This window comes from Crystallibacter degradans (assembly GCF_012952295.1).
Taxonomy (GTDB): Bacteria; Actinomycetota; Actinomycetes; order Actinomycetales; family Micrococcaceae; genus Crystallibacter; species Crystallibacter degradans.
Genome location: NZ_JABBCH010000015.1, coordinates 72,638 through 93,067, shown reverse-complemented (window position 1 = coordinate 93,067; position 20,430 = coordinate 72,638). Strand labels below are relative to the sequence as shown.

Below are 20,430 nucleotides of genomic sequence, written 5' to 3'. Positions count from 1 at the left end.
AAGGTAGCGTTAGGCAAGTCGAGGTCTTTCGGATGGACAGTGTAGGAACTTCCATCATCGAAAGGCCTCGACTTTTATCCGGGGACCGACGCGCCAACGCTAGTTACACCCTCGATTCCGATGAGCCCGTAAATGTTGACCACCAGGCCATCGATTGCCATGGCCTGCAGTTCGGCCAGGCTGAACGGCCGCCCGGCATAGAGCACGCCTCCCTGGGAGCCGGGGGCGGTGATGGTTGTCGATGGCTGCTGCCGTTGCTCTCCCATGGTCATGATGCCAGCTTGTCAAAGCCTGCTGACCAACGAGAGAGGGCGGAACCGCTTTGTGGAAAAGCGGTTCCGCCCTCAGACGGTGTGTAGATCGGGTGGTTATGCCGCCCGGTCAGTTATTCGGCTGGATCGCTCAGGAGAAGTCCTGCGCCGATTTCTGCAAGGTATCCAGCCACTGCCGACGGGCCTCGAGAGCCTCGCGGGCGTCGGCGATCTTCCGCTCATCGCCTTGGCGTTCAGCCTTGGAAAGATCCTCTTCGAGACCGGCAATGGCCGTCTCCAACTGGCTCAACGCACTGTTGGTACGGGCCTTGGTCTCCGGATTGCTGCGCCGCCACTGGTCGTCTTCGGCCGCCTTGACAGCGTCTTCGACCTTGCGCAGGCCTCCGTCGATCCGCTGCATGTCCCCGCGCGGTACCTTGCCGGCTTCTTCCCAGCGGTCCCTGATGGACTGGAGGGCCTTCTTGGCGGCGCCGAGATCCGTAATCGGGAGCAGCGCCTGCGCCTCGGCCACGAGAGCTTCCTTGACCACCAGGTTGGCGGCATACTCCTGATCGATGGCTTGGTTGGCGGCCTGGCGTGCGGCAAAGAATTTGTCCTGGGCGGCACGGAAACGGGCCCAGAGCGCGTCATCGTCCTTCCGGCTGGCACGCTTGGAAGACTTCCATTCGTCCATCAGATGGCGGTACTCGCCGGCGGTTGGGCCCCAGTCGGTGGAGTTCGAGAGCTCCTCGGCACGCGCGATCAATGCTTCTTTAGCCGACTTGGCTGCAGCATTGTCGCTGTCCAACTGGCTGAAATAGGCACGGCGGTGGCGGTCAAAGACGGTGCGTGCGGACCTGAAGCGTTTCCACAACGCATCCTCAGTGCCGCGGCCCAGCCGGATGCCGTTCTTCTGCGCGGTCTTCCAGGTTTCGAATAGCTCGTTCATTCGTGCACTGCTGGTCTTCCACTGCACCGTGGCAGGGTCTTTGCCGGCGATTGATTCCGCTTCAGCGACAATGGCTTCACGTGCAGCCAGTTCGGCGGAGCGCTGCGCTTCCTGTGCATCCTTTTCACTGCGCTGCAGCGCTGCGATCGCGGTGTCGAGGCTGTCGAGCCGTGCCTCCAGAGCCGGAATATCCCCGACCATGTGGCGCTCGGCGACCTGTGCCCTCAGATGCTCAAGGGTTTTGTGCATATCGGTGGACGGCGCCTTCGCCTCCACCCGCTGCTCCAGGAGCGCCGCCTGCGCGGCGGCGTCGTCATACTTGCGCACAAAGTAGGCCAGCGCTTCGTCGGCCGGGGCGTCCGGATACTGCCCGACGGGGTGCTCTTCGCCGTCGAGAATCAGGAAAACGTGCCCGTCCTCGGCAACGCGGCCCCATTTGGCGGCTTCGGAAAGCGGCGTACTGTGCACCGGTGGCGCGGCGACAACAGTCTGCACCGTAGCGGCTGCAGCGTGCCTTGGTGCCATGGCTGCCGGTGTTGGGCGCGGCCGCGCGGATGGTTTCATGCTGGCCGGCGTCGGCGGCTTTGGCGTTTCGGAGGCCGTGCCGTCAACTGTTTCGTCGGATTTCTGACTGTCTGTCACCGCTAAAACTCTTTCACTCGTTGTTCGGTGCACCCACCGCAGGCGCGCGCACCAGGTACTTCACTAGTTCAATCTAGAGTAAACGCATCAATCGTTACTGGCATTTTAGGTTGTCCGTCCTGGCTGCCGGCTTCTTCGACGCCGCCGTCGGCAATCTCCTGGATCACGTCGAGGCCTGTGGTTACCTTACCCATAATCGTGTAGCCACCGGTATCTTGCGGAATTCTGCTGTCTTTATAGGCAATGAAGAACTGGCTGCCGTTGCTGAACGTGCTCTCGCCGCGGGCGACGGCAATTGTGCCCGCAGGATACAGGCCCGATTCCGGCGAATTTTCGACCGGACCCCACTGGAACTCCGGGTCGCCGCTGCCTTGGCCGTCCACGGAGCCGCACTGGAGTACGCCCATGGAAGCGGCAGTAGTGAGGCGGTGGCACGTCTTGCCCGCGAAAAAGCCCTCGTCGGCCAAGGACTTGAACACCGAAACGGCCTGCGGCGCAGCCTCGCCGTCGAGCTCCACCCCGATGTCGCCGGCACTGGTGGACAGCGTGCCGGTGAGCACCTGGCCACGCGCCAGATCCGCGGAAGGGATATGGGCCGCATTCGTTTGTGCGCCGGCGGGATCAGGGGAGGCGGATCCGCCCGGTATCGGTTCCTCGATACCCTCGCGCACCTGGTCAACCTCGCCCGCCGTGGGGTTGGTGCCGAAAACGGTCAGCTGGAGCAGCACACCCAAGATGACCAGGACGCCGATCACCACGGCACCAATAACGTTGTCGCGCTTGCGCCGCTTGATTTGATCTGCACGCAGGGCGCGTTTGGCCTCCATCTGCGCAATGCGACGCCGTGTTTCGCGGTCCTGGCTCTTGGCGGACACCGGGCCCTTCCTTTCCCCTCAGGTCCCACCTCGGCGGATGGGATGGTCAATTCTTTGGGCCGGGCCTGCTGCCTGCCCGTAAAATGGTCCGGCAGCCAGTTTAGGCATTCGCGGGCAAAAGGGCCCGTTATCCTGAGTAGTCAGCCCCCATGAGTCTTTCGACCCACAATTTAGGAGATATCCCCGCATGGCACGTAAGGCCTCCCTGTCAGGTTTCCCGGAATGGCTTCCGCAGGAGAGGCTCGTGGAGCAGCATGTGCTGGACAGCCTGCGGCGGACCTTTGAGCTGCACGGGTTCTCCTCCATTGAAACCCGCGCCGTCGAGACCGTGGGACAGCTGCTGCGCAAGGGCGAGATCGACAAAGAGGTCTATGGCCTGCACCGGCTCCAGGCGGACGAAGCCGACGGCGGCAAGGCGGAGGACAAGCTGGCGCTCCACTTCGACCTGACGGTGCCGTTTGCCCGGTACGTCGTGGAAAATGCCGGACACCTCGCGTTCCCGTTCCGCCGCTACCAGATCCAGAAAGTCTGGCGCGGGGAACGCCCGCAGGAAGGCCGCGCGCGCGAATTTACGCAGGCCGATATCGACGTCGTGGGTGACGGTGAGCTGCCGTTCCGTTACGACGTGGAGCTGGCCCTGGTCATCGTGGAAGCCTTGGGCGCGCTGCCCATCCCGGAATTCAAGCTGCGCGTGAACAACCGCAAGCTGGCCGAGGGCTTCTACCGGGGGATCGGGCTGGACGATACAGCCGGTGTCCTGCGCAGCATTGACAAGCTTGAGAAGGTCGGTCCGCAGAAGGTTGCCGAGCTGCTGCAGGAAGAGCTCGGTGCCACCGCAGAGCAGGCCGAGGCCGCGCTGAAGCTGGCCTCCATCCGCAGCGAGGACACCTCTTTCGCGGAGCAGGTGCGCGCCCTCGGCGTGAGCAACGAACTTCTGGACGAGGGCCTGGCCGAGCTCGAACAGGTCATCGGCGAAGCCTCACACCGCGCACCGGGACGCGTCCTCGCTGACCTGAGCATCGCCCGCGGGCTCGATTACTACACCGGAACCGTCTATGAAACGGTCCTGGTCGGACACGAACAGCTCGGCTCGATCTGCTCCGGCGGCCGGTACGACGCGCTGGCCGCCAAGGGAAACCGCAAGTTCCCCGGCGTGGGCCTGTCCATCGGCGTGACTCGGCTGGTGATGCGGATCCTGAGCCAGGAGTTCGCCTCGGCATCCCGGCATGTGCCCACCGCTGTGCTGGTGACCCTGGCCGACGACGGCAGCTGGTCCCAGGCCCAGGACATTGCGGCGCAGTTGCGCGGGCGCGGCATCAGCGTGGAAGTCGCGGCCAAGGCCGAGAAGTTCGGCAAACAGATCAAGTACGCGGACCGCCGCGGAATCCCCTTTGTCTGGTTCAGCACCGACGAAGACGGCAATCTCAACCACGAGGTCAAGGACATCCGCTCCGGCGAACAGGTTGCGGCCGATCCCAAGACCTGGACGCCGCCGGCAGAGGATCTGATCCCGCAGATCACTTCCGCACAGTAGCGGCCGCGGCCCGGCCGGTTAGGCGTGGGGCCTGCGCCGCCTGCCGGGTTTGAGCACGGCGCGGCCCAGCAGCCCCACAGCCAGCACCGCCGTCATGGTCAGCACCGAGGACAGCGGCAGGGTGAACGCCAGGACCAGGCAGCCGGCCAGGCCCAGCCAGTTCAGGGCCTTCGGCGCCTGCCACGGCCGCTCCGTGAGGGTCAGCGCGGCCACGTTCGTCACCGCGTAATAGATCAGCACGCCGAAGCTGGAGAAGCCCACCACGGCCAGGACATCCTGGGTGAGCAGCAGGAAAATAACGACGGCGGCGACGGCCAGATCGGCAAGGTAGGGAACCTTGAAGCGCTCCCAGACCGAAGCAAAGGCACGCGGCAGATCCCCCTCGCGGGCCATTGCGAACATGGTGCGGCTGACGCCGGCAATCAGCGCGAGCAGGGCGCCCAGACACGCCAGCGTTGCCGCAATCGTTACCGCGGTGGTGCCCACGCCGCCGCCGACAACTTCGCCGACCGCCAGCAACGGGGCCGGTGTGGCGGCCAGCAGGCCCGCACCCATGAAGTCCAGCAGCGCCAGCCCCAGCACGGCATAGAGCGCCAGGGTGACGACCAGGGCCGCCAGGATGGCGCGCGGGATCAGCTTCTTCGGGTCGCGGATTTCCTCGCCCATGGTGGCAATCCGGGCATAGCCGGCGAAGGCGAAGAAAAACAGCCCCGCGGCCTGCAGGATCCCGTAGGGCGAGGCACCGTCAACCGGCAGGTTCTGGCCGATGGGCTCGGCGTCGAAGGCCACCACGATCACAAAGACCAGAATGGCCACCACAATGGACACGATCCAGCGCGTGGCCCAGGCCGTGCGGGTGATCCCCATCAGGTTCACGCCGGTGAGCAGTACGACGGCGGCTACGGCGGCCGCCGTCGCAAATTCAGGGGCGGCGTAGAGGCCGAAGGCCAGTGCCATCGCGGCACAGGAAGCTACCTTCCCGGTGATGAAGCCCCAGCCGGCCAGGAAGCCCGGCCATTCGCCGAGCTGTCGGCGACCGTAGATGTAGGTGCCTCCGCTGGTGGGATGGACCGTGGCCAGCTGGGCCGATGCCATCGCGTTGCAATAAGCAACAACACCGGCGATCGCCAGCGCCAGTGGCAGCCAGTTGCCGGCTATCGCGGCGGCGGGGGAGAAGACCACGAAGACCCCTGCGCCCACCATGGAACCGATGCCCACCGTGGTGGCGTCAACACCGCCCAGCCTGCGTTCGAGGGCTGATTCGCTGCTCAAAGTTTGCCTCCGTCTGTTCCTGATTCCGCCAGGCATCGGCGCTGCGGGTCGATCCTGCGGCCGCCGGCCCGGTGTCGGGACCCAAGCCCGATCAACGGTAAACTCGTTCAAGACCCATTTAAGAACACTCTAGTCACATCACAGCCGGCCGGGGCGGAAGCCTCCGCGATAGCGCCGGTGAAGTTTTACTGAAAGGAATGCTGTGCTGCGCACACATGACCTCGGCTCGCTGAGGGCTGAGCACATTGGACAGACCGTAACCCTCGCCGGCTGGGTGGCCCGCCGGCGTGATCACGGCGGTGTGGCATTCCTGGATCTGCGTGATGCCTCCGGCATTGCCCAGGTTGTGGTGCGCGAAGAGGAAGTCTTCCACGCCCTGCGCAACGAATTTGTGCTGCAGATCAAGGGCACGGTCGAGAAGCGGCCCGAAGGCAACGAAAACCCGGCCCTGGCCACCGGTGAGATCGAAGTCATAGCCGATTCCGTCGTCGTACTCAGCACTTCGGATCCGCTGCCGTTCCAGATCGACGAGCACGTCGAGGTCGGCGAGGAAGCACGCCTGAAGCACCGTTACCTGGACCTGCGACGTCCCGGCCCCGCGGCCGCCATGCGGCTGCGCTCGGAGGCCAACCGGGTGGCGCGCGAGCTGCTGCACCAGGACGGTTTCGTGGAGATCGAGACCCCCACCCTGACCCGTTCCACCCCCGAGGGCGCCCGCGACTTCCTGGTGCCGGCGCGCCTGGATCCGGGCTCCTGGTACGCCCTGCCGCAGTCGCCGCAGCTGTTCAAGCAGCTGCTGCAGGTGGGCGGGTTCGAAAAGTACTACCAGATTGCCCGCTGCTACCGGGACGAAGACTTCCGTGCCGACCGCCAGCCGGAATTCACCCAGCTGGACATCGAGGCCAGCTTCGTCGAGCAGGATGACATCATTGCGCTGGGCGAGAGCATCGTGAAGGCGCTGTGGCAGCTGATCGACGTCGAGATTCCTACCCCGATCCGCCGCATGACCTACGCCGACGCCATGGCGAAGTACGGTTCCGACAAGCCTGACCTGCGGTTCGGCCTGGAGCTGACCGAGCTGACGGAGTTCTTCAAGGACACCACCTTCCGCGTCTTCCAGGCCCCGTACGTCGGTGCCGTGGTCATGCCCGGCGGCGCCTCCCAGGCCCGCCGCACGCTGGACGCGTGGCAGGAATGGGCCAAGCAGCGCGGCGCCAAGGGCCTGGCCTACGTCCTGATCCAGGAAGACGGCACGCTGAGCGGTCCGGTAGCCAAGAACCTCACCGACACCGAGCGCGCCGGCCTCGCGGATGCCGTGGGCGCCAAGCCCGGCGACTGCGTCTTCTTCGCCGCCGGCGACAAGTCCGCGGCGCGTGCGCTGCTGGGTGCCGCCCGCGTGGAGATCGGCCACCGCACCGGTTTGATTAACGACGGCGACTGGGCCTTCGTGTGGATCGTCGACGCACCGCTGTTCGAACCTGCCGCGGCAGCAGTGGAATCCGGCGACGTGGCCGTCGGCGCGGGCGCCTGGACCGCCGTGCACCACGCCTTCACCTCGCCGAAGCCCGAGTTCATGGACACGTTCGATGAGGACCCGGCGAACGCCTTGTCCTACGCCTACGACATTGTCTGCAACGGCAACGAACTCGGCGGCGGCTCCATCCGTATCCACCAGCGGGACGTGCAGGAGCGCGTCCTGGCCGTCATGGGGATCGACCAGGAGCAGGCCCAGAGCAAGTTCGGCTTCCTGCTTGAGGGCTTCAAGTACGGTGCGCCCCCGCACGGCGGCATCGCCTTCGGCTGGGACCGCGTTGTCCAGCTGCTGACCGGCTCGGATTCCATCCGCGACGTCATCGCCTTCCCGAAGACCGGCGGCGGCCACGACCCGCTGACCGACGCTCCCGCACCGATCACCCCGCAGCAGCGCAAGGAAGCCGGCATCGACTTCAAGCCCAAGCCGAAGGACGCCGCCAAGGAGGCCACCCAGGCCAAGGACGCCACCCAGGTCAAGGAAGCCTCCAAGGACGGCCAGAAGGACGCTGCCCAGCACTCTGAAAAGGACAGCGTCCAAAGTTGACCTGCGTAACGGAGCGCGCCGTCCGGCCGGCCCCCCCCAGGGGTCAGCCCGGGCGGCGCGGTCCGTTAACCGGCCGCTTCGTTTTTACGGGCCTCGCACCGGGCGCGCCTCAAGGGGAGCCGTTGAGGCCGGGAGCCGGCCACGTGATGACTGCCTTGATGCCCGCCAGCTCCCGCGCGATCTCAGTGAGCTGCCGCTGCCGCGGATCAGTATTCAGCTCGAGGTGCGTCTCCGGCAGCGCCGCGAGACCGGCCAGCCGTCCATCGGCCCGCAGCTGGCGCAGCATGTCCCTGTCGCCGCCGGTGGCCAGGCACGCCGGTTTGGCTGCGGGGAAGTGGCCAACCACGTACTCGGTTGCGGTCAGCACCAGCGTGTCTGCCTGGTTGGAGCGCCTGCGGGCGTAACGCTGCTGCGACCGGCCTCCGGCGGCAGTGCGCGACTGAACGTACCGGGTGCCGGACTTAGACCAGTTCAGCTGCCCCTGCTCGGACGTACCAACGCTGTAGCCGCCGCGGCGCAGCAGGATCAGCCCGCAGGTTCCGATGTCCGCCGCAGCGGCGGCAAGCTGCTCCGCCCACGCGTCCGCGCTCAGCTCCGGGGTCAGCTGGTCCCACGGCAGGCAGAGCCGGACACTAAAGCCGTCAGGGCACGAAAGAACGACGCCGGGACCCAGCCAGGCGCTGTTGACCTCACACAGGGGCTCGCCGTGGTCGGCGGCGAATTTGTCCGCCCAGGCCCGGAGGCGGCCTGGCGGCAGGTAGATGGTCTTGGTCCGTGCCATAAGCGATAGCCTAGGCAGTGTGAGTGATTTGTTCAGTGCCGGCAGCGACACGGAAGATGAGCGGGACGAAGAAACCGGTTCCGGCGGCAGTTCCGGACGTGGCGCGGGCGGCATCGAACGGCCCCGCAGCCCTCTCGCGGTGCGGATGCGTCCCCGGACCGTGGACGAGGTGGTGGGCCAGCAGCATCTGCTCCAGCCGGGCTCGCCGCTGCGGCTGCTGGCTGCCGGTGGACAAGCAACCGGCCCTGCGGGCCCCTCCTCACTGATGCTCTGGGGGCCTCCCGGCACCGGCAAGACCACGCTGGCGCATGTCATTGCCAGGGGGCCGGGCCGGAAATTCGTGGAACTCTCCGCCATCACCGCCGGCGTCAAGGATGTCCGCCGGGTGATGGACGAGGCGCTGACGGCCCGAGACCTGCACCGGACCACCACCGTGCTGTTCCTGGACGAGATCCACCGTTTCAACAAGGCCCAGCAGGATGCGCTGCTGCCCGGCGTCGAGAACCGCTGGGTGGTGCTGGTTGCCGCCACCACCGAAAACCCGTCCTTCTCCGTTGTTTCGCCGCTGCTGTCCCGGTCGCTGCTGCTGACGCTCAAACCGCTGACCACGGAGGACATCGCGGGGCTGCTCCAGCGGGCCGTAACGGACGAGCGCGGTCTGGCGGGCCGGGTAGAGGTCAGCGACGAGGCGCTGGAACACCTGGTCAGGCTGGCCGCCGGAGACGCACGCCGCGGCCTGACGGCCCTGGAGGCGGCCGCGGGCGTGGCCTGGGGCGAGGCGGAAAACCCCGGCGAGGACGGCCCGGTCCGCGTAGAGCTGTCGCACGCCGAGCGGGCCATGGACCGCGCGGCGCTGCGCTATGACCGTGCCGGGGACCAGCATTACGACATTGCCAGCGCCTTCATCAAGTCGATGCGCGGCTCCGATGTGGACGCCGCGCTGCACTATATGGCGCGGATGCTCGAGGCGGGGGAGGACCCCCGCTTTGTCGCCCGCCGGATCGTGATCGCCGCCTCCGAGGATGTGGGGATGGCGGATCCGTCCGCGCTGCAGACGGCGGTGGCGGCAGCCCAGGCGGTGCAGCTGATCGGGATGCCCGAAGCCCAGCTGGTTCTTGCGCAGGCTGTGGTGCACATCGCCACCGCGCCGAAATCACCCGCCTCGCACGATGCGATCAACGCGGCCGTCGCCGATGTCCGCGCCGGCCGCGGACAGGGTGTTCCGGCCCACCTGCGGGACGCGCACTACCGCGGCGCACAGCAGCTGGGCCACGGCAAGGGCTACATCTATTCACACGATGCCCCGCATGGGATTGCCCAGCAGCAGTATCCGCCGGACGATCTGGTCGGCAGGAATTACTACCAGCCCACCGGCAACGGCGTCGAACGCGAGATTTCGGCACGGTTGGAACGGCTGCGCAAAATCATCCGCGGCGAATAACGACGGCGGATGCCGGCTTCCGTACGCAGTTCAGCCGCGGCGCGGCTTGGCAAAGTCCGCGGTGTCCAGGCTGATGGTGAAGGGGCCGTCGTTGACCAGCGAAACTTCCATCATCGCGCCAAAGATGCCCGTTTCCACGGTGGCGCCGAGTCCGCGCAACTGCTCGACCAGGCTCTCAAGCAGCGGCTCGCTGACGTCCCCGGGCGCCGCAGCCGACCAGGAAGGCCGGCGTCCCCGGCGGGTATCGGCGTACAACGTGAACTGGCTGACTACCAACAGCGGCGCGTCGACGTCGGCACAGGATTTTTCGCCGTCGAGAATCCTCAGCCGCCACATCTTCTCGGCCAGCACCTCGGCGTCGGCGGGAGTGTCGGTGTGGGTGGCGCCGGCGAGCACCAGCAGGCCGGGACCGTCGATGGCTCCGACTACCTGTCCGTCCACGCTGACGCTGGCCCGGCTGACCCGTTGAAGAATGGCTCGCATCCGATAACTCTAATCCGAACCCGGATAGGTGCTAGAATTGTGCGCTGACTGGCAAGCCGACTCTTCGGTGCCGCAAACACTCCTGTACGTGCACGGTTTCTTGTGGGAAATCCGTTGTGTTCGCGGGGGCGCACGCGTGCATGGGAGCAAGCCGGACTGTAGCTGAAGGCAGCGGTTGACCAACGCTCTCCACACATGGAGGCCAGCAACATCACCTCACCGCATGAATTGGAAGGACATCGTGGCTAACAACACACGAGCCCGCCGCAAGGTCCGCATTTCGCGTGCCCTTGGTATTGCCCTGACCCCCAAGGCCGAAAAGTACATGGAGCGCCGTCCGTACGGTCCCGGCCAGCACGGCCGTGCCCGTCGCAAGCAGGACAGCGACTACGCCGTACGTCTGCGCGAAAAGCAGCGTCTGCGTGCCCAGTACGGCATCCGCGAAGCACAGATGACCCGTGTCTTCGAAGAGGCCCGCAACACCGCCGGTCTGACCGGTGAAAACCTGATCGAGCTGCTGGAAATGCGTCTTGACGCCCTGGTTCTGCGTGCAGGCTTCGCCCGCACCATCGCCCAGGCCCGCCAGCTGGTTGTGCACCGCCACATCATGGTTGACGGCAAGCGCGTGGACCGTCCGTCCTTCCGCGTTTCCGAAGGCCAGCTGGTGCACGTCCACGAGCGCTCCGAGAAGATGCCGCCGTTCCAGGTTGCAGCAGCCGGCGCACACCGCGACGTTCTGCCGAACGTTCCGGCCTACCTTGACGTTACGTTGGAGAAGCTCCAGGCCCGCCTGGTCCGCCGCCCCAAGCGTTCCGAGGTTCCCGTAACCTGCGAAGAGCAGCTGGTGGTTGAATACTACGCACGCTAAACCTTTCCGGGAGTTAATCCTCCCTGGAAGTTGGGCAGCGTAAAACTGCATACCGCTCTTGGGCGGAAACCTCACTGAACAGCCCGTGGCACGCGCCGCGGGCTGTTCAGTAGGTAATGTACTTACAGGTGCGCCGAAAGCAACGAGTGCCAGGCGCCGTCGTCGTTAGCTGGATCCGCCCGCGGGTGGGTTTGAAATTATGCCAAACAAAGGAGTTCCCTCCCATGTCAGGTGGAGATATCGCCGGTCTCATCGCTGCGGGCGTTTTCGCGGTGCTGGTGGCCCTGCTGGCCATACCGGTATGGAAGCTGGGGAAAGTCTTTGACGAACTTCGGGTAGCCATCCGCTCCATCAGCGACGGCACCACGCCGCTGATCGATGAAGTGACTACCACGGTGACCACCACCAACGAGCAGCTGCGGAAGGTGGACGGCATCTCGTCCAACGTCTCGGACGCCTCTGCCAATGTCTCCGCGCTGTCCTCATTGGTCGCCGCGACGATCGGCTCGCCGCTGATCAAGGTGGCAGCCTTTTCCTACGGCGTGCGCACCGCATTCAACTCGCGCGGCCAGTCCGGCAGAACTACCGAGGGCAAAGGCCGTCGCAGCCGTTAAGGCTGAGGGAGGAAACAGATGAAACGGCTTATTTGGATGGGCGCCGGAATCGCCATCGGCGTCCTGGCGGTCCGCAAGATCTCCGCGACCAAGCAGACCTTCGGCCCCGAAGGGCTCAACCGCGCGGTCGCGTCCCTGGCGGACAGCGTTGCGGATTTCACCCACACATTCCGCACCGGCATGACCGAACGTGAAGCGGATCTGCGCGCCGCCCTGGGAATCGATTCCGCAGATCACGTCAACACCCGCTAGATTTTCCTAGGCGCATTCCCGCTTTTGGGAAGCAGCGCCGCATTTTTGTTTCACCGGAAGGGTATTTAGGCACCATGAAGTCCCATGAGATCGTTCGCCGCTGGCTCGACTTCTTCGAGAAAAAGGGACATACCGTGGTGCCCTCGGCGTCGCTGGTGTCGCCGGACCCCTCGCTGCTGTTCACCGTAGCGGGCATGGTGCCGTTCATTCCGTACCTCACCGCCCGTGAGACCCCGCCGTTCAACCGCGCCACGAGCGTCCAGAAGTGCATCCGCACCGCCGACATCGAAGAAGTCGGCAAGACGGTCCGGCACGGCACCTTCTTCCAAATGTGCGGCAACTTTTCCTTCGGCGACTACTTCAAGGAAGGCGCCATCACGATGGCGTGGGAGCTGCTGACCTCTCCCGTGGAGGACGGCGGATACGGCCTGCCCGCCGAGCGGCTCTGGATCACTGTCTACCAGGACGATGACGAGGCGCTGCAGATCTGGCGCGACAAGATCGGCGTGCCCGTCGAGCGGATCCAGAAGTCCGGCAAGAAGGACAACTACTGGTCCACCGGCCAGCCCGGCCCGGCCGGCCCCTGCTCCGAAATCTTCTACGACCGCGGCCCCGAATACGGGATCGAGGGCGGACCCATCGCCGACGAGACGCGCTACATCGAGATCTGGAACCTGGTCTTCATGCAGTACCAGCGCGGCGAAGGCATCGGCAAGGAAGACTTCGAGATCCTTGGCGAGCTGCCGAAGAAGAACATCGACACCGGGCTGGGCATGGAGCGCCTTGCCATGATCCTCCAGGGCGTGGAGAACATGTACGAGACGGACCAGGTCCGCCCCGTACTGGACAAGGCCGCGGAGCTCGCGGGCAAGGAATACACCAGCGCCGAGACCGACGAGGACCCGCACCACACCGACGACGTTCGGCTCCGCGTGGTGGCCGACCACATCCGCTCGGCCCTGATGCTGATTTCCGACGGCGTGACCCCCTCCAACGAGGGCCGCGGCTACGTACTGCGCCGACTGATCCGCCGCGCAGTCCGCGCCATGCGCCTGCTGGGCGTTGAGCAGGCCTGCCTGCCGGAGCTGCTGCCTGTCTCCCGGGACGCGATGAAGGGGACGTACCCCGTTGTCGACACCGACTTCGAGCGGATCAGCCGCATCGCGTACGCCGAGGAAAAGGCCTTCCTGCGCACCATCGCCTCCGGCACCGCACGCCTTGAGGAAGCAGTCAAGGAGTCAAAGGCAGCCGGCAAGCCGCTCTCGGGCGAAGACGCCTTCAGCCTGCACGACACCTACGGTTTCCCGATCGATCTGACGCTGGAAATGGCCGAGGAAGCCGGGCTCAAGGTTGACGAGACCGGCTTCCGCAGCCTGATGACCGAGCAGCGCGAGCGTGCCCAGGCCGACGCGCGGGGCAAGAAGCTCGGCCATGCAGATGTCCGCGTCTTCAACGAACTGCTGGCCGCCGGCGAGACCGTGTTCACCGGCTACGAAGAGCTGACCACCGAGTCCGCCGTGCGCGGCATCGTCAGCGGCGGAGCCACCGTCGGTTTCGCCAGCCAGGGCGAGGAAATCGAACTGGTCCTGAACGAAACGCCGTTCTATGCCGAAGCGGGCGGCCAGGCCGCCGATGTCGGACTCATCACCGGCGACGGTTTTGTGGTTGAGGTACTCGACGTCCAGCGCCCGGTCAAGGGACTCAGCGTCCACAAGGCCATTGTCCGCGAGGGCGAGATCCCTTCGGATGCGAAGGTACTTGCTGCCGTGGACCAGCAGCGCAGACAGGCGGGCGAACAGGCCCACTCCGGCACGCACATCATCCACGCTGCCCTGCACCAGATCCTTGGCCCGGAGGCGCTGCAGCGAGGCTCCTTCAATAAGGCAGGCTACCTGCGGTTCGACTTCTCCTGGGGCGAAGGCATCAGTGCCGCGGCCAAGTCGGAAATCGAGGAAGTCTCCAACCTGGCCATCCGTAACAATTACCAGGTTGAGACGAAGATCATGAGCCTGGCCGATGCCAAGGCGCTCGGCGCAATGGCGTTGTTCGGCGAAGCCTACGGGGACAAGGTCCGCGTAGTGGAGATCGACGGCGCGTGGTCGCGTGAGCTGTGCGGCGGTACCCATGTGGATGCCACCGCGGAGGTCGGCAGTCTGACGCTGCTCGGCGAGCAGTCGGTGGGGTCCGGCAACCGCCGTGTGGAGGCGTTCGTGGGCATGGAGGCCTTCCGCCACCTGGCTGCCGAGCGCGCCCTGGTCACCGAACTCTCGGAGATGCTCAAGGTGCCGGGTCCGCAGCTGCCGGACCGTATCGCTGCCACCCTGGCCAAGCTCAAGGCTGCCGAGAAGGAACTGGACCGGCTGCGCAAGGAACAACTGGCCGCCTCGGCTGCCTCCCTGGTGGAAAAGGCCAAGGATGTTGCCGGCGTACGCCTGCTGGCACACCATGCCGGCGAGCTAGGCGGAGCGGATGACCTGCGGTCCCTCGCTCTGGACCTGCGTGCACGGCTCGGCTCAGACCCGGCGGCCGTCGCCATGACGGGCGTGGCGAACGGTCGCCCGCTGATTCTCGTGGCAACCAACGACGCAGCCCGCGCCGCAGGCGTCAAGGCCGGTGCGCTGGTCAAGACTGCTGCCGGTGTACTCGGCGGCGGCGGCGGTGGCAAGGACGATGTCGCCCAAGGCGGCGGCACGGACGTAACGAAAATTGATGAGGCGATCACCGCCGTCGTCAATGCCGTGGCAAACCGGGGCTAAGGACCGCCCGTGTCCAATGCAGCGGCGCCAGCCGGAACAAAACTCGGGGTCGATGTCGGACTGGCTCGGGTAGGTCTGGCTGGCTCCGATCCCGGTGGCATCCTCGCGACCCCGATCCGAACCTTGAAGCGCGATGCCAAGAAGAACAGCGACATTCGCGTGTTGGTGAGGGAGGCCGCCGAGCGTTCCGCAGTGCAGATCTTCGTCGGCCTTCCGCGCACGATGAAGGGCGGAGAATCTGCTTCCACCCAGATGGCACGGGAGTACGCGGACGTGCTGGCACAGGCACTGGCGGATGCGGACCTGGCGGTTTCGGTCAACCTGATCGACGAGCGTTTGACTACAGTCTCGGCGCATCGTACTCTTCACAGCGCTGGCATGAGCAGCCGTGAACATCGTAAAGTTGTTGATCAGGTTGCAGCAGTCGAAATACTCCAGCAGGCGCTGGACATGCAACGCGCGCTTGGACGGGACGTGGGGAGTCCTGTGGCCGTTCCGGATTCAGTCCGCAAGGGAGCCCAGGCATTGGAAGAGGAGACGAAGATTCCACACGTACATGACAGCGATGGTGAGAGCAGACGGTGAGCAATACTTATCCGGAGCATCCTCCGTATCCGGAACAACAGCCCGTTGACGAGTTGGTCGATGAGTCCGATCACCCGAACCATGGGCATGACGATGATCATGATGTCTTCTACGACGAGGCGCCGGTCCTCAAGCGGAGCCGCCGCAACAAGATCAAGCGGCAGCGTCGGCGTCGGCGCAACGTCATCATGCTGGTGGTCTTTGGCGTCTTCGCCGGTGGCCTGATCGGCGTGGTGTTGCTCCTGCAGAACCTGTTGGGCATGAACGAGCTCAAAGACTATGAAGGTCCCGGCGAAGGTCAGGTAACGTTCACGGTTGAACAGGGCGCCGGTCCTCTAGCGATCGCCGCCTCACTCGTGAATCAGGACATTATTGCTTCCACCGATACCTTCGTCGACGAGGTTTCCAACCAGGCTGAGGGACGGGTAATCCAGCCGGGGCAGTACCCGCTGAAGTACCGCATGCCGGCTGCGGCAGCGGCGTCGATCCTGCTGGAGGAAAGCAACGAAGGCGTGCATTACGCGGCCATCAACCGGACCTGGCGGCAGGAAGAAGTGTTCAAGGCCCTGTCCGAGGGGACCCGGATCCCCGTTGCTGAATTCGCGAAGCTCGCCGAGGATCCGCAGGCACTGGGCCTGCCCGAGCAGGCACGGAACCTGGAGGGCTATCTCTTCCCGGCCGAATACCGGTTCCCGCTGGACATCACCGCGGAGGAAATCCTGCGCGAAATGATCGGCAACACGATCGAGCATCTGGAAGCGGACGGAATTACCGACGTCGATCAGCAGTTCCGTGTGCTGACCGTCGCCAGCATCATCGAGGCCGAGGCAGGCGAAGCTGATTACGGCGCAGTTGCCGGTGCCATCGAGAACCGACTGCAACCGGACAACACGGAGACGAACGGCCTGATCCAATCAGACGCCACGGTCACCTATGGGCTGGGTCGCAAGGGCTATGACATCACGCCTGAAGAAAAGGCCGACAAGTCCAACCCGTACAACACTTACGCCCATACGGGTCTGCCCGTGGGGCCGATCAATTCCCCGGGCGGCCCGGCCATCGATGCCGCGGCCAATCCGGATGACGTGCCCTACTACTACTGGGTAACGGTGAATCTGGACACCGGGGAGACCAAGTTTTCCGAGACGCTGGCCGAACACAATGCCTACACCAAGGAATATCTGAACTGGTGCAGCAAGCAGGAGGAAGGCCGTTGCAGCTAGGAAATTCCGTTCCCACGGTCATCCGCCGTGGCTGAGCCGGTGCCTGGCCGGCGGGCCGCGGTCCTGGGCCATCCGATCAGCCATTCGCGGTCCCCGCTGCTGCATGGGGCTGCCTACGGGCTGCTTGGCTTCGACTGTGCCTATGAGGCCATTGACCTGACCCCGGAGCAGTTGCCGGCCTTCATGGCAGGCGTGCGGGAGAGCAGCTGCTGGGCCGGGCTGTCCGTCACGATGCCGCTCAAGGCAGCCATGGTGCCGCTGATGGACGAGACAAGCGACCTCGTCCGCTCCCTGGGTGTTCTCAACACCGTGGTGGTGCGCAAGCGGCCGGACGGTACGGTTCAGCTGGCCGGGCAGAACACCGACGTGGCCGGCATCATCGAGGCGCTGCGGCATGCCGGCGCTACCCCGGGCGGTCACGCGGTCATTCTCGGCGGTGGCGGCACCGCCGCGGCTGCGGCCGCCGCCCTTGGGGGACTGCAGGTGGACAGCCTAAGCGTCTGTCTGCGCGACCCGGCGAAGGCCGGCCCCATCCTGGCCGTGGCACGCAACGCAGGTCTGGAGTGCCGGGTGGCCAGCTGGGATGACGCGGCGGCTGAGCTGGCTTCGGCACAAGTGGCGGTCTCTACCTTGCCCCCGCGTGCAGCCGACCCCATCGCTGAAACGCTGGCTGCTTCGAGCGTCCGGCTGGATTCGCAAGTGCTGCTGGACGTCACCTACGATCCGTGGCCCAGCCGCATCGCCTCTGTCTGGGCAGAGCGTGGTGGCGCCATCGTTCCCGGGTTGGAAATGCTGATCTACCAGGCGGTCGAGCAGGTACGCCTGTTCACGGGCATGGAGCTGCCCGAACCGGAGCAAGTCATAAATGTGATGTGTGACGCTGTGGGCGCGCCCCGGCGTTAAAGGGATGCCGTGGTCATGGCAGTATTGTTTCCATGCTGCGTTGGTTAACTGCCGGTGAATCCCATGGTCCGGCCTTGGTTGGAATTATTGAAGGCGTCCCTGCCGGAGTGGAGCTCAACAGCTCCGACATCCAGGCGGCCCTGGCTCGTCGCCGGCTTGGCTACGGCCGCGGCGCACGCATGAAGTTTGAGCAAGACGCCGTCACCATCACCGGTGGCGTCCGGCACGGGCGTACCCAGGGCGGCCCCGTGGCCATCCAGGTGGGCAACACCGAGTGGCCCAAGTGGGAAAAGATCATGTCTGCGGATCCGGTTGACCCGGACGAACTGGCCGAACTGGCCCGCAACGCACCGCTGACGCGTCCACGTCCCGGCCACGCGGATTTCACCGGAATGCAGAAATACGGGTTCGATGAAGCCCGCCCGGTACTGGAACGCGCCAGCGCCCGCGAGACCGCTGCCCGAGTGGCCCTTGGCACCGTAGCTGCCAATTTCCTGAAGGCCTTGGGCATCGAGTTGGTCAGCCACACTGTTTCGATTGCACGGGTTGCCGTTCCCGACGAAAGTCCGGTGCCGCTTCCCTCCGACGTCATTGCGCTGGACGAAGATCCGCTGCGCTGCTTCGACGCCCAGACCTCGCTGGCCATGGTCCAGGAGGTCGACGCCGCCCACAAAGAGGGCGAGACCCTGGGTGGGGTTGTCGAGGTCCTGGCCTACGGCCTGCCGCCGGGGCTGGGCAGCTATGTGCATTGGGACCGCCGCCTCGACGCACGGCTCGCCGCGGCGCTAATGGGCATCCAGGCGATCAAGGGCGTTGAAGTCGGTGACGGCTTCCAGACCGCCGGCCGCCGGGGTTCGGCTGCCCATGACGAGATCGTCCGCGACTCCAGCGGCACCATCGTGCGTTCGACCAACCGCGCCGGCGGAATCGAGGGCGGCATGAGCATCGGCGATACGCTGCGTGTGCGCGCCGCCATGAAACCTATCGCCACCGTTCCCCGCGCTCTGAAGACCATCGATGTCAGCACCGGCGAGGACGCCAAGGCCCATCACCAGCGTTCCGACGTGTGCGCCGTCCCGGCAGCCGGCGTAGTCGCCGAGGCCATGGTGGCACTGGTGCTCGCGCAGGCGGTTACGGAGAAGTTCGGCGGCGATTCGGTAGCAGAGACGGCACGCAACATGCGCAGCTTCATTGAGGCTATTCCGGAATCGCTGGATTCGATCGGCAGCTAGTGCCCGACTCCATGGCTATGGCGTTAGACCGCCATCTGGTGCTGATCGGCCCGATGGCATCAGGCAAATCCACGGTGGGCCAGTTGTTCGCAGCCCGCCATAGTCTTCAGTTTGTCGACAGCGACAAGAAAATCGTGGCCAAACACGGCAGCATTCCCTCGATCTTCAGTGCCCAAGGCGAACGCGGCTTCCGCGAAATCGAGGCGCGTGAAGTTGCCACGCTACTCACGGCTCCGGGCGATCCCTGCGTGATTTCGCTGGGCGGGGGAGCGATACTCGACACCGGCACCCAGCAACTGCTGGCCAACTGCCGTGTGGTGTTTCTGGATGCCGACCTGGACACAGTGCTTCCACGGATCCGGCGCGACACCGGCCGTCCGCTGCTGGCGGGGGATGCCGCGGCCCGTTGGGTCGAGATGGCCGAACGCCGCCGTCCAACGTATCTGAAGCTGGCGGACCTGGTCCTGACCACGCGGAACAAATCACAAGCAGAGCTGGTCGAAGAACTTTCCACGCTGCTCAACGAAAGGCAAAACAGTTGACGAACCCGATGAGCGAGCCAAAGGTTATCAAGGTCACCGGCAGCTCCCCGAACGAAAACTACGATGTCGTTGTCGGCAATGGCCTGCTCGATCGGCTGCCTGGCATTCTGGGTGAGCGTGTGCGCAGGGTGCTGGTCATCCATCCGCGTGCGCTTCGTGCCACCGGCGACGCCGTGCGCCAGGATCTCGATGCGGCCGGATTCACCGCTCTGACCGCTGAAATTCCCGATGCCGAAGAGGGCAAGCACATCCAGGTGGCATCTTTCTGCTGGCAGGTGCTGGGACAGAACGATTTCACCCGGTCCGACGCCATCGTCACGGTCGGCGGCGGAGCGGTCACCGATGTCGGCGGCTTTGTCGCCGCTACCTGGCTGCGGGGCGTCAGGGTGGTGCACATCCCCACGAGCCTGCTTGGCATGGTCGACGCAGCGGTCGGCGGGAAGACCGGGATCAACACGTCCGAGGGCAAAAACCTCGTCGGCGCCTTCCACCCGCCGGCGGCAGTGCTTGCTGATCTGGACGCCTTGGCTACCCTGCCCAAGAACGAGTTGCTCACCGGCATGGCGGAAGTGGTCAAGTGCGGTTTTATTGCGGACGCCGCCATTCTTGACCTCATCGAGGCGGCACCGGCGGCTGTGGCAGACCCGGAATCGGCTGTGGTGCGGGAGCTGGTGGAGCGCTCTATCGCCGTCAAGGCGGAGATCGTCTCCAGCGACCTGAAGGAAACAGGCCGCCGGGAGTTCCTCAACTACGGCCACACCCTGGCCCACGCCATCGAACTCGCAGAGCGCTACAGTTGGCGTCACGGGGCGGCGGTTTCGGTAGGCCTGACATTCGCCGCCGAGCTCTCGCGGATGGTCGGGCGCCTGGACGATGAAACAGCGGACCGGCACAAGCGGATCCTGCAGTCCCTGGAGCTGCCTGTCACGTACCGCCGTGACCGCTGGGCGGCGCTGCTGGATGGAATGAAACGGGACAAGAAGGCCCGCGGAGACCTGCTGCGATTCGTTGTCCTGGACGCTTTGGAAAAGCCGGCAATCCTCGATGTTCCCGATACTTCGCTGCTCTTCGCCGCGTATCAGGAGATCGCCGAATAGTTGGTCTGCGCTCAGCAGGTAGAATTACCGATGAACTTTCCACACACAAGTTG

The 20,430-nt window shown here is 65.2% G+C and carries 19 protein-coding genes; 13 read left to right on the top strand and 6 right to left on the bottom strand.

Going from position 1 to position 20,430, the window contains the following annotated elements:
• Positions 1 to 74 precede the first annotated feature (74 nt).
• The 3 genes from HGO92_RS18880 to HGO92_RS18870 form a co-directional block, all read right to left on the bottom strand.
• Positions 75 to 272, bottom strand: a complete 198-nt coding sequence (locus HGO92_RS18880) for a hypothetical protein (protein ID WP_169997575.1) — start codon at positions 270 to 272, stop codon at positions 75 to 77.
• A gap of 130 nt (positions 273 to 402) precedes the next feature.
• Positions 403 to 1,842, bottom strand: coding sequence for a DUF349 domain-containing protein (locus tag HGO92_RS18875; protein ID WP_169997573.1), 1,440 nt, complete (start codon positions 1,840 to 1,842; stop codon positions 403 to 405).
• Positions 1,843 to 1,910: 68 nt separating this feature from the next.
• On the bottom strand, positions 1,911 to 2,717 hold the full coding sequence (locus tag HGO92_RS18870; RefSeq protein WP_346769023.1) for a peptidylprolyl isomerase: 807 nt from the start codon (positions 2,715 to 2,717) through the stop codon (positions 1,911 to 1,913).
• Between the two features lie 187 nt (positions 2,718 to 2,904).
• On the opposite strand from HGO92_RS18870, the gene hisS reads away from it, so the two are divergent.
• A complete protein-coding gene (gene hisS / locus HGO92_RS18865) occupies positions 2,905 to 4,251 on the top strand; it encodes a histidine--tRNA ligase (RefSeq protein WP_169997571.1) in 1,347 nt (448 codons plus the stop codon).
• An 18-nt stretch (positions 4,252 to 4,269) separates the two neighbouring features.
• Here hisS and HGO92_RS18860 read toward each other — a convergent pair whose 3' ends face one another.
• Positions 4,270 to 5,523, bottom strand: a complete 1,254-nt coding sequence (locus HGO92_RS18860; protein ID WP_277351925.1) for an APC family permease — start codon at positions 5,521 to 5,523, stop codon at positions 4,270 to 4,272.
• A 202-nt stretch (positions 5,524 to 5,725) separates the two neighbouring features.
• Here HGO92_RS18860 and aspS point away from each other — a divergent pair, with 202 nt between their 5' ends.
• Positions 5,726 to 7,600, top strand: coding sequence for an aspartate--tRNA ligase (gene aspS, locus HGO92_RS18855; protein ID WP_169997567.1), 1,875 nt, complete (start codon positions 5,726 to 5,728; stop codon positions 7,598 to 7,600).
• 109 nt (positions 7,601 to 7,709) lie between these two features.
• On the opposite strand, the gene HGO92_RS18850 is transcribed toward aspS, so the two are convergent.
• Positions 7,710 to 8,381 (bottom strand): acVLRF1 family peptidyl-tRNA hydrolase, encoded by a 672-nt coding sequence (locus HGO92_RS18850; protein ID WP_169997565.1) that lies wholly within the window; start codon positions 8,379 to 8,381, stop codon positions 7,710 to 7,712.
• 19 nt (positions 8,382 to 8,400) lie between these two features.
• Here HGO92_RS18850 and HGO92_RS18845 point away from each other — a divergent pair, with 19 nt between their 5' ends.
• On the top strand, positions 8,401 to 9,822 hold the full coding sequence (locus HGO92_RS18845) for an AAA family ATPase (RefSeq protein WP_169997563.1): 1,422 nt from the start codon (positions 8,401 to 8,403) through the stop codon (positions 9,820 to 9,822).
• A gap of 30 nt (positions 9,823 to 9,852) precedes the next feature.
• Here HGO92_RS18845 and dtd read toward each other — a convergent pair whose 3' ends face one another.
• The gene (gene dtd / locus HGO92_RS18840; RefSeq protein WP_169997561.1) at positions 9,853 to 10,305 is read right to left on the bottom strand and encodes a D-aminoacyl-tRNA deacylase; all 453 of its coding nucleotides are present in this window, start codon (positions 10,303 to 10,305) and stop codon (positions 9,853 to 9,855) included.
• 241 nt (positions 10,306 to 10,546) lie between these two features.
• Here dtd and rpsD point away from each other — a divergent pair, with 241 nt between their 5' ends.
• From rpsD to aroB, 10 genes are all read left to right on the top strand, one after another.
• Complete coding sequence (rpsD, locus tag HGO92_RS18835; protein WP_074703404.1) at positions 10,547 to 11,173, top strand: 30S ribosomal protein S4; 627 nt, start codon at positions 10,547 to 10,549, stop codon at positions 11,171 to 11,173.
• Between the two features lie 224 nt (positions 11,174 to 11,397).
• Positions 11,398 to 11,787, top strand: coding sequence for a DUF948 domain-containing protein (locus tag HGO92_RS18830; RefSeq protein ID WP_139003451.1), 390 nt, complete (start codon positions 11,398 to 11,400; stop codon positions 11,785 to 11,787).
• An 18-nt stretch (positions 11,788 to 11,805) separates the two neighbouring features.
• Positions 11,806 to 12,039, top strand: coding sequence for a hypothetical protein (locus HGO92_RS18825; protein WP_205834691.1), 234 nt, complete (start codon positions 11,806 to 11,808; stop codon positions 12,037 to 12,039).
• Between the two features lie 74 nt (positions 12,040 to 12,113).
• Positions 12,114 to 14,795, top strand: a complete 2,682-nt coding sequence (gene alaS / locus HGO92_RS18820) for an alanine--tRNA ligase (protein ID WP_169997559.1) — start codon at positions 12,114 to 12,116, stop codon at positions 14,793 to 14,795.
• 9 nt (positions 14,796 to 14,804) lie between these two features.
• Positions 14,805 to 15,380: a Holliday junction resolvase RuvX gene (gene ruvX / locus HGO92_RS18815; protein WP_169997557.1), complete on the top strand. Its 576-nt coding sequence runs from the start codon at positions 14,805 to 14,807 to the stop codon at positions 15,378 to 15,380.
• Positions 15,377 to 16,603, top strand: a complete 1,227-nt coding sequence (gene mltG / locus HGO92_RS18810; protein ID WP_169997555.1) for an endolytic transglycosylase MltG — start codon at positions 15,377 to 15,379, stop codon at positions 16,601 to 16,603. The genes ruvX and mltG overlap by 4 nt, the downstream gene beginning before the upstream one ends.
• A 27-nt stretch (positions 16,604 to 16,630) precedes the next feature.
• A complete protein-coding gene (locus HGO92_RS18805) occupies positions 16,631 to 17,506 on the top strand; it encodes a shikimate dehydrogenase (protein WP_346769022.1) in 876 nt (291 codons plus the stop codon).
• Positions 17,507 to 17,538: 32 nt separating this feature from the next.
• Complete coding sequence (gene aroC / locus HGO92_RS18800) at positions 17,539 to 18,738, top strand: chorismate synthase (protein ID WP_169997553.1); 1,200 nt, start codon at positions 17,539 to 17,541, stop codon at positions 18,736 to 18,738.
• Positions 18,739 to 18,755: 17 nt separating this feature from the next.
• On the top strand, positions 18,756 to 19,280 hold the full coding sequence (locus HGO92_RS18795; RefSeq protein WP_240974760.1) for a shikimate kinase: 525 nt from the start codon (positions 18,756 to 18,758) through the stop codon (positions 19,278 to 19,280).
• 8 nt (positions 19,281 to 19,288) lie between these two features.
• Positions 19,289 to 20,377, top strand: a complete 1,089-nt coding sequence (gene aroB, locus HGO92_RS18790) for a 3-dehydroquinate synthase (RefSeq protein WP_169997549.1) — start codon at positions 19,289 to 19,291, stop codon at positions 20,375 to 20,377.
• The last annotated feature ends 53 nt before the right edge of the window (positions 20,378 to 20,430 follow it).

Coding starts and splice junctions, on each gene's coding strand:
- HGO92_RS18880 (WP_169997575.1), bottom strand. CDS start 272: ATGACCATGGGAGAGCAACGGCAGCAGCCATCGACAACCATCACCGCC.
- hisS (WP_169997571.1), top strand. CDS start 2,905: ATGGCACGTAAGGCCTCCCTGTCAGGTTTCCCGGAATGGCTTCCGCAG.
- HGO92_RS18850 (WP_169997565.1), bottom strand. CDS start 8,381: ATGGCACGGACCAAGACCATCTACCTGCCGCCAGGCCGCCTCCGGGCC.
- dtd (WP_169997561.1), bottom strand. CDS start 10,305: ATGCGAGCCATTCTTCAACGGGTCAGCCGGGCCAGCGTCAGCGTGGAC.
- HGO92_RS18830 (WP_139003451.1), top strand. CDS start 11,398: ATGTCAGGTGGAGATATCGCCGGTCTCATCGCTGCGGGCGTTTTCGCG.
- HGO92_RS18825 (WP_205834691.1), top strand. CDS start 11,806: ATGAAACGGCTTATTTGGATGGGCGCCGGAATCGCCATCGGCGTCCTG.
- alaS (WP_169997559.1), top strand. CDS start 12,114: ATGAAGTCCCATGAGATCGTTCGCCGCTGGCTCGACTTCTTCGAGAAA.
- aroC (WP_169997553.1), top strand. CDS start 17,539: ATGCTGCGTTGGTTAACTGCCGGTGAATCCCATGGTCCGGCCTTGGTT.
- HGO92_RS18795 (WP_240974760.1), top strand. CDS start 18,756: ATGGCGTTAGACCGCCATCTGGTGCTGATCGGCCCGATGGCATCAGGC.
- aroB (WP_169997549.1), top strand. CDS start 19,289: ATGAGCGAGCCAAAGGTTATCAAGGTCACCGGCAGCTCCCCGAACGAA.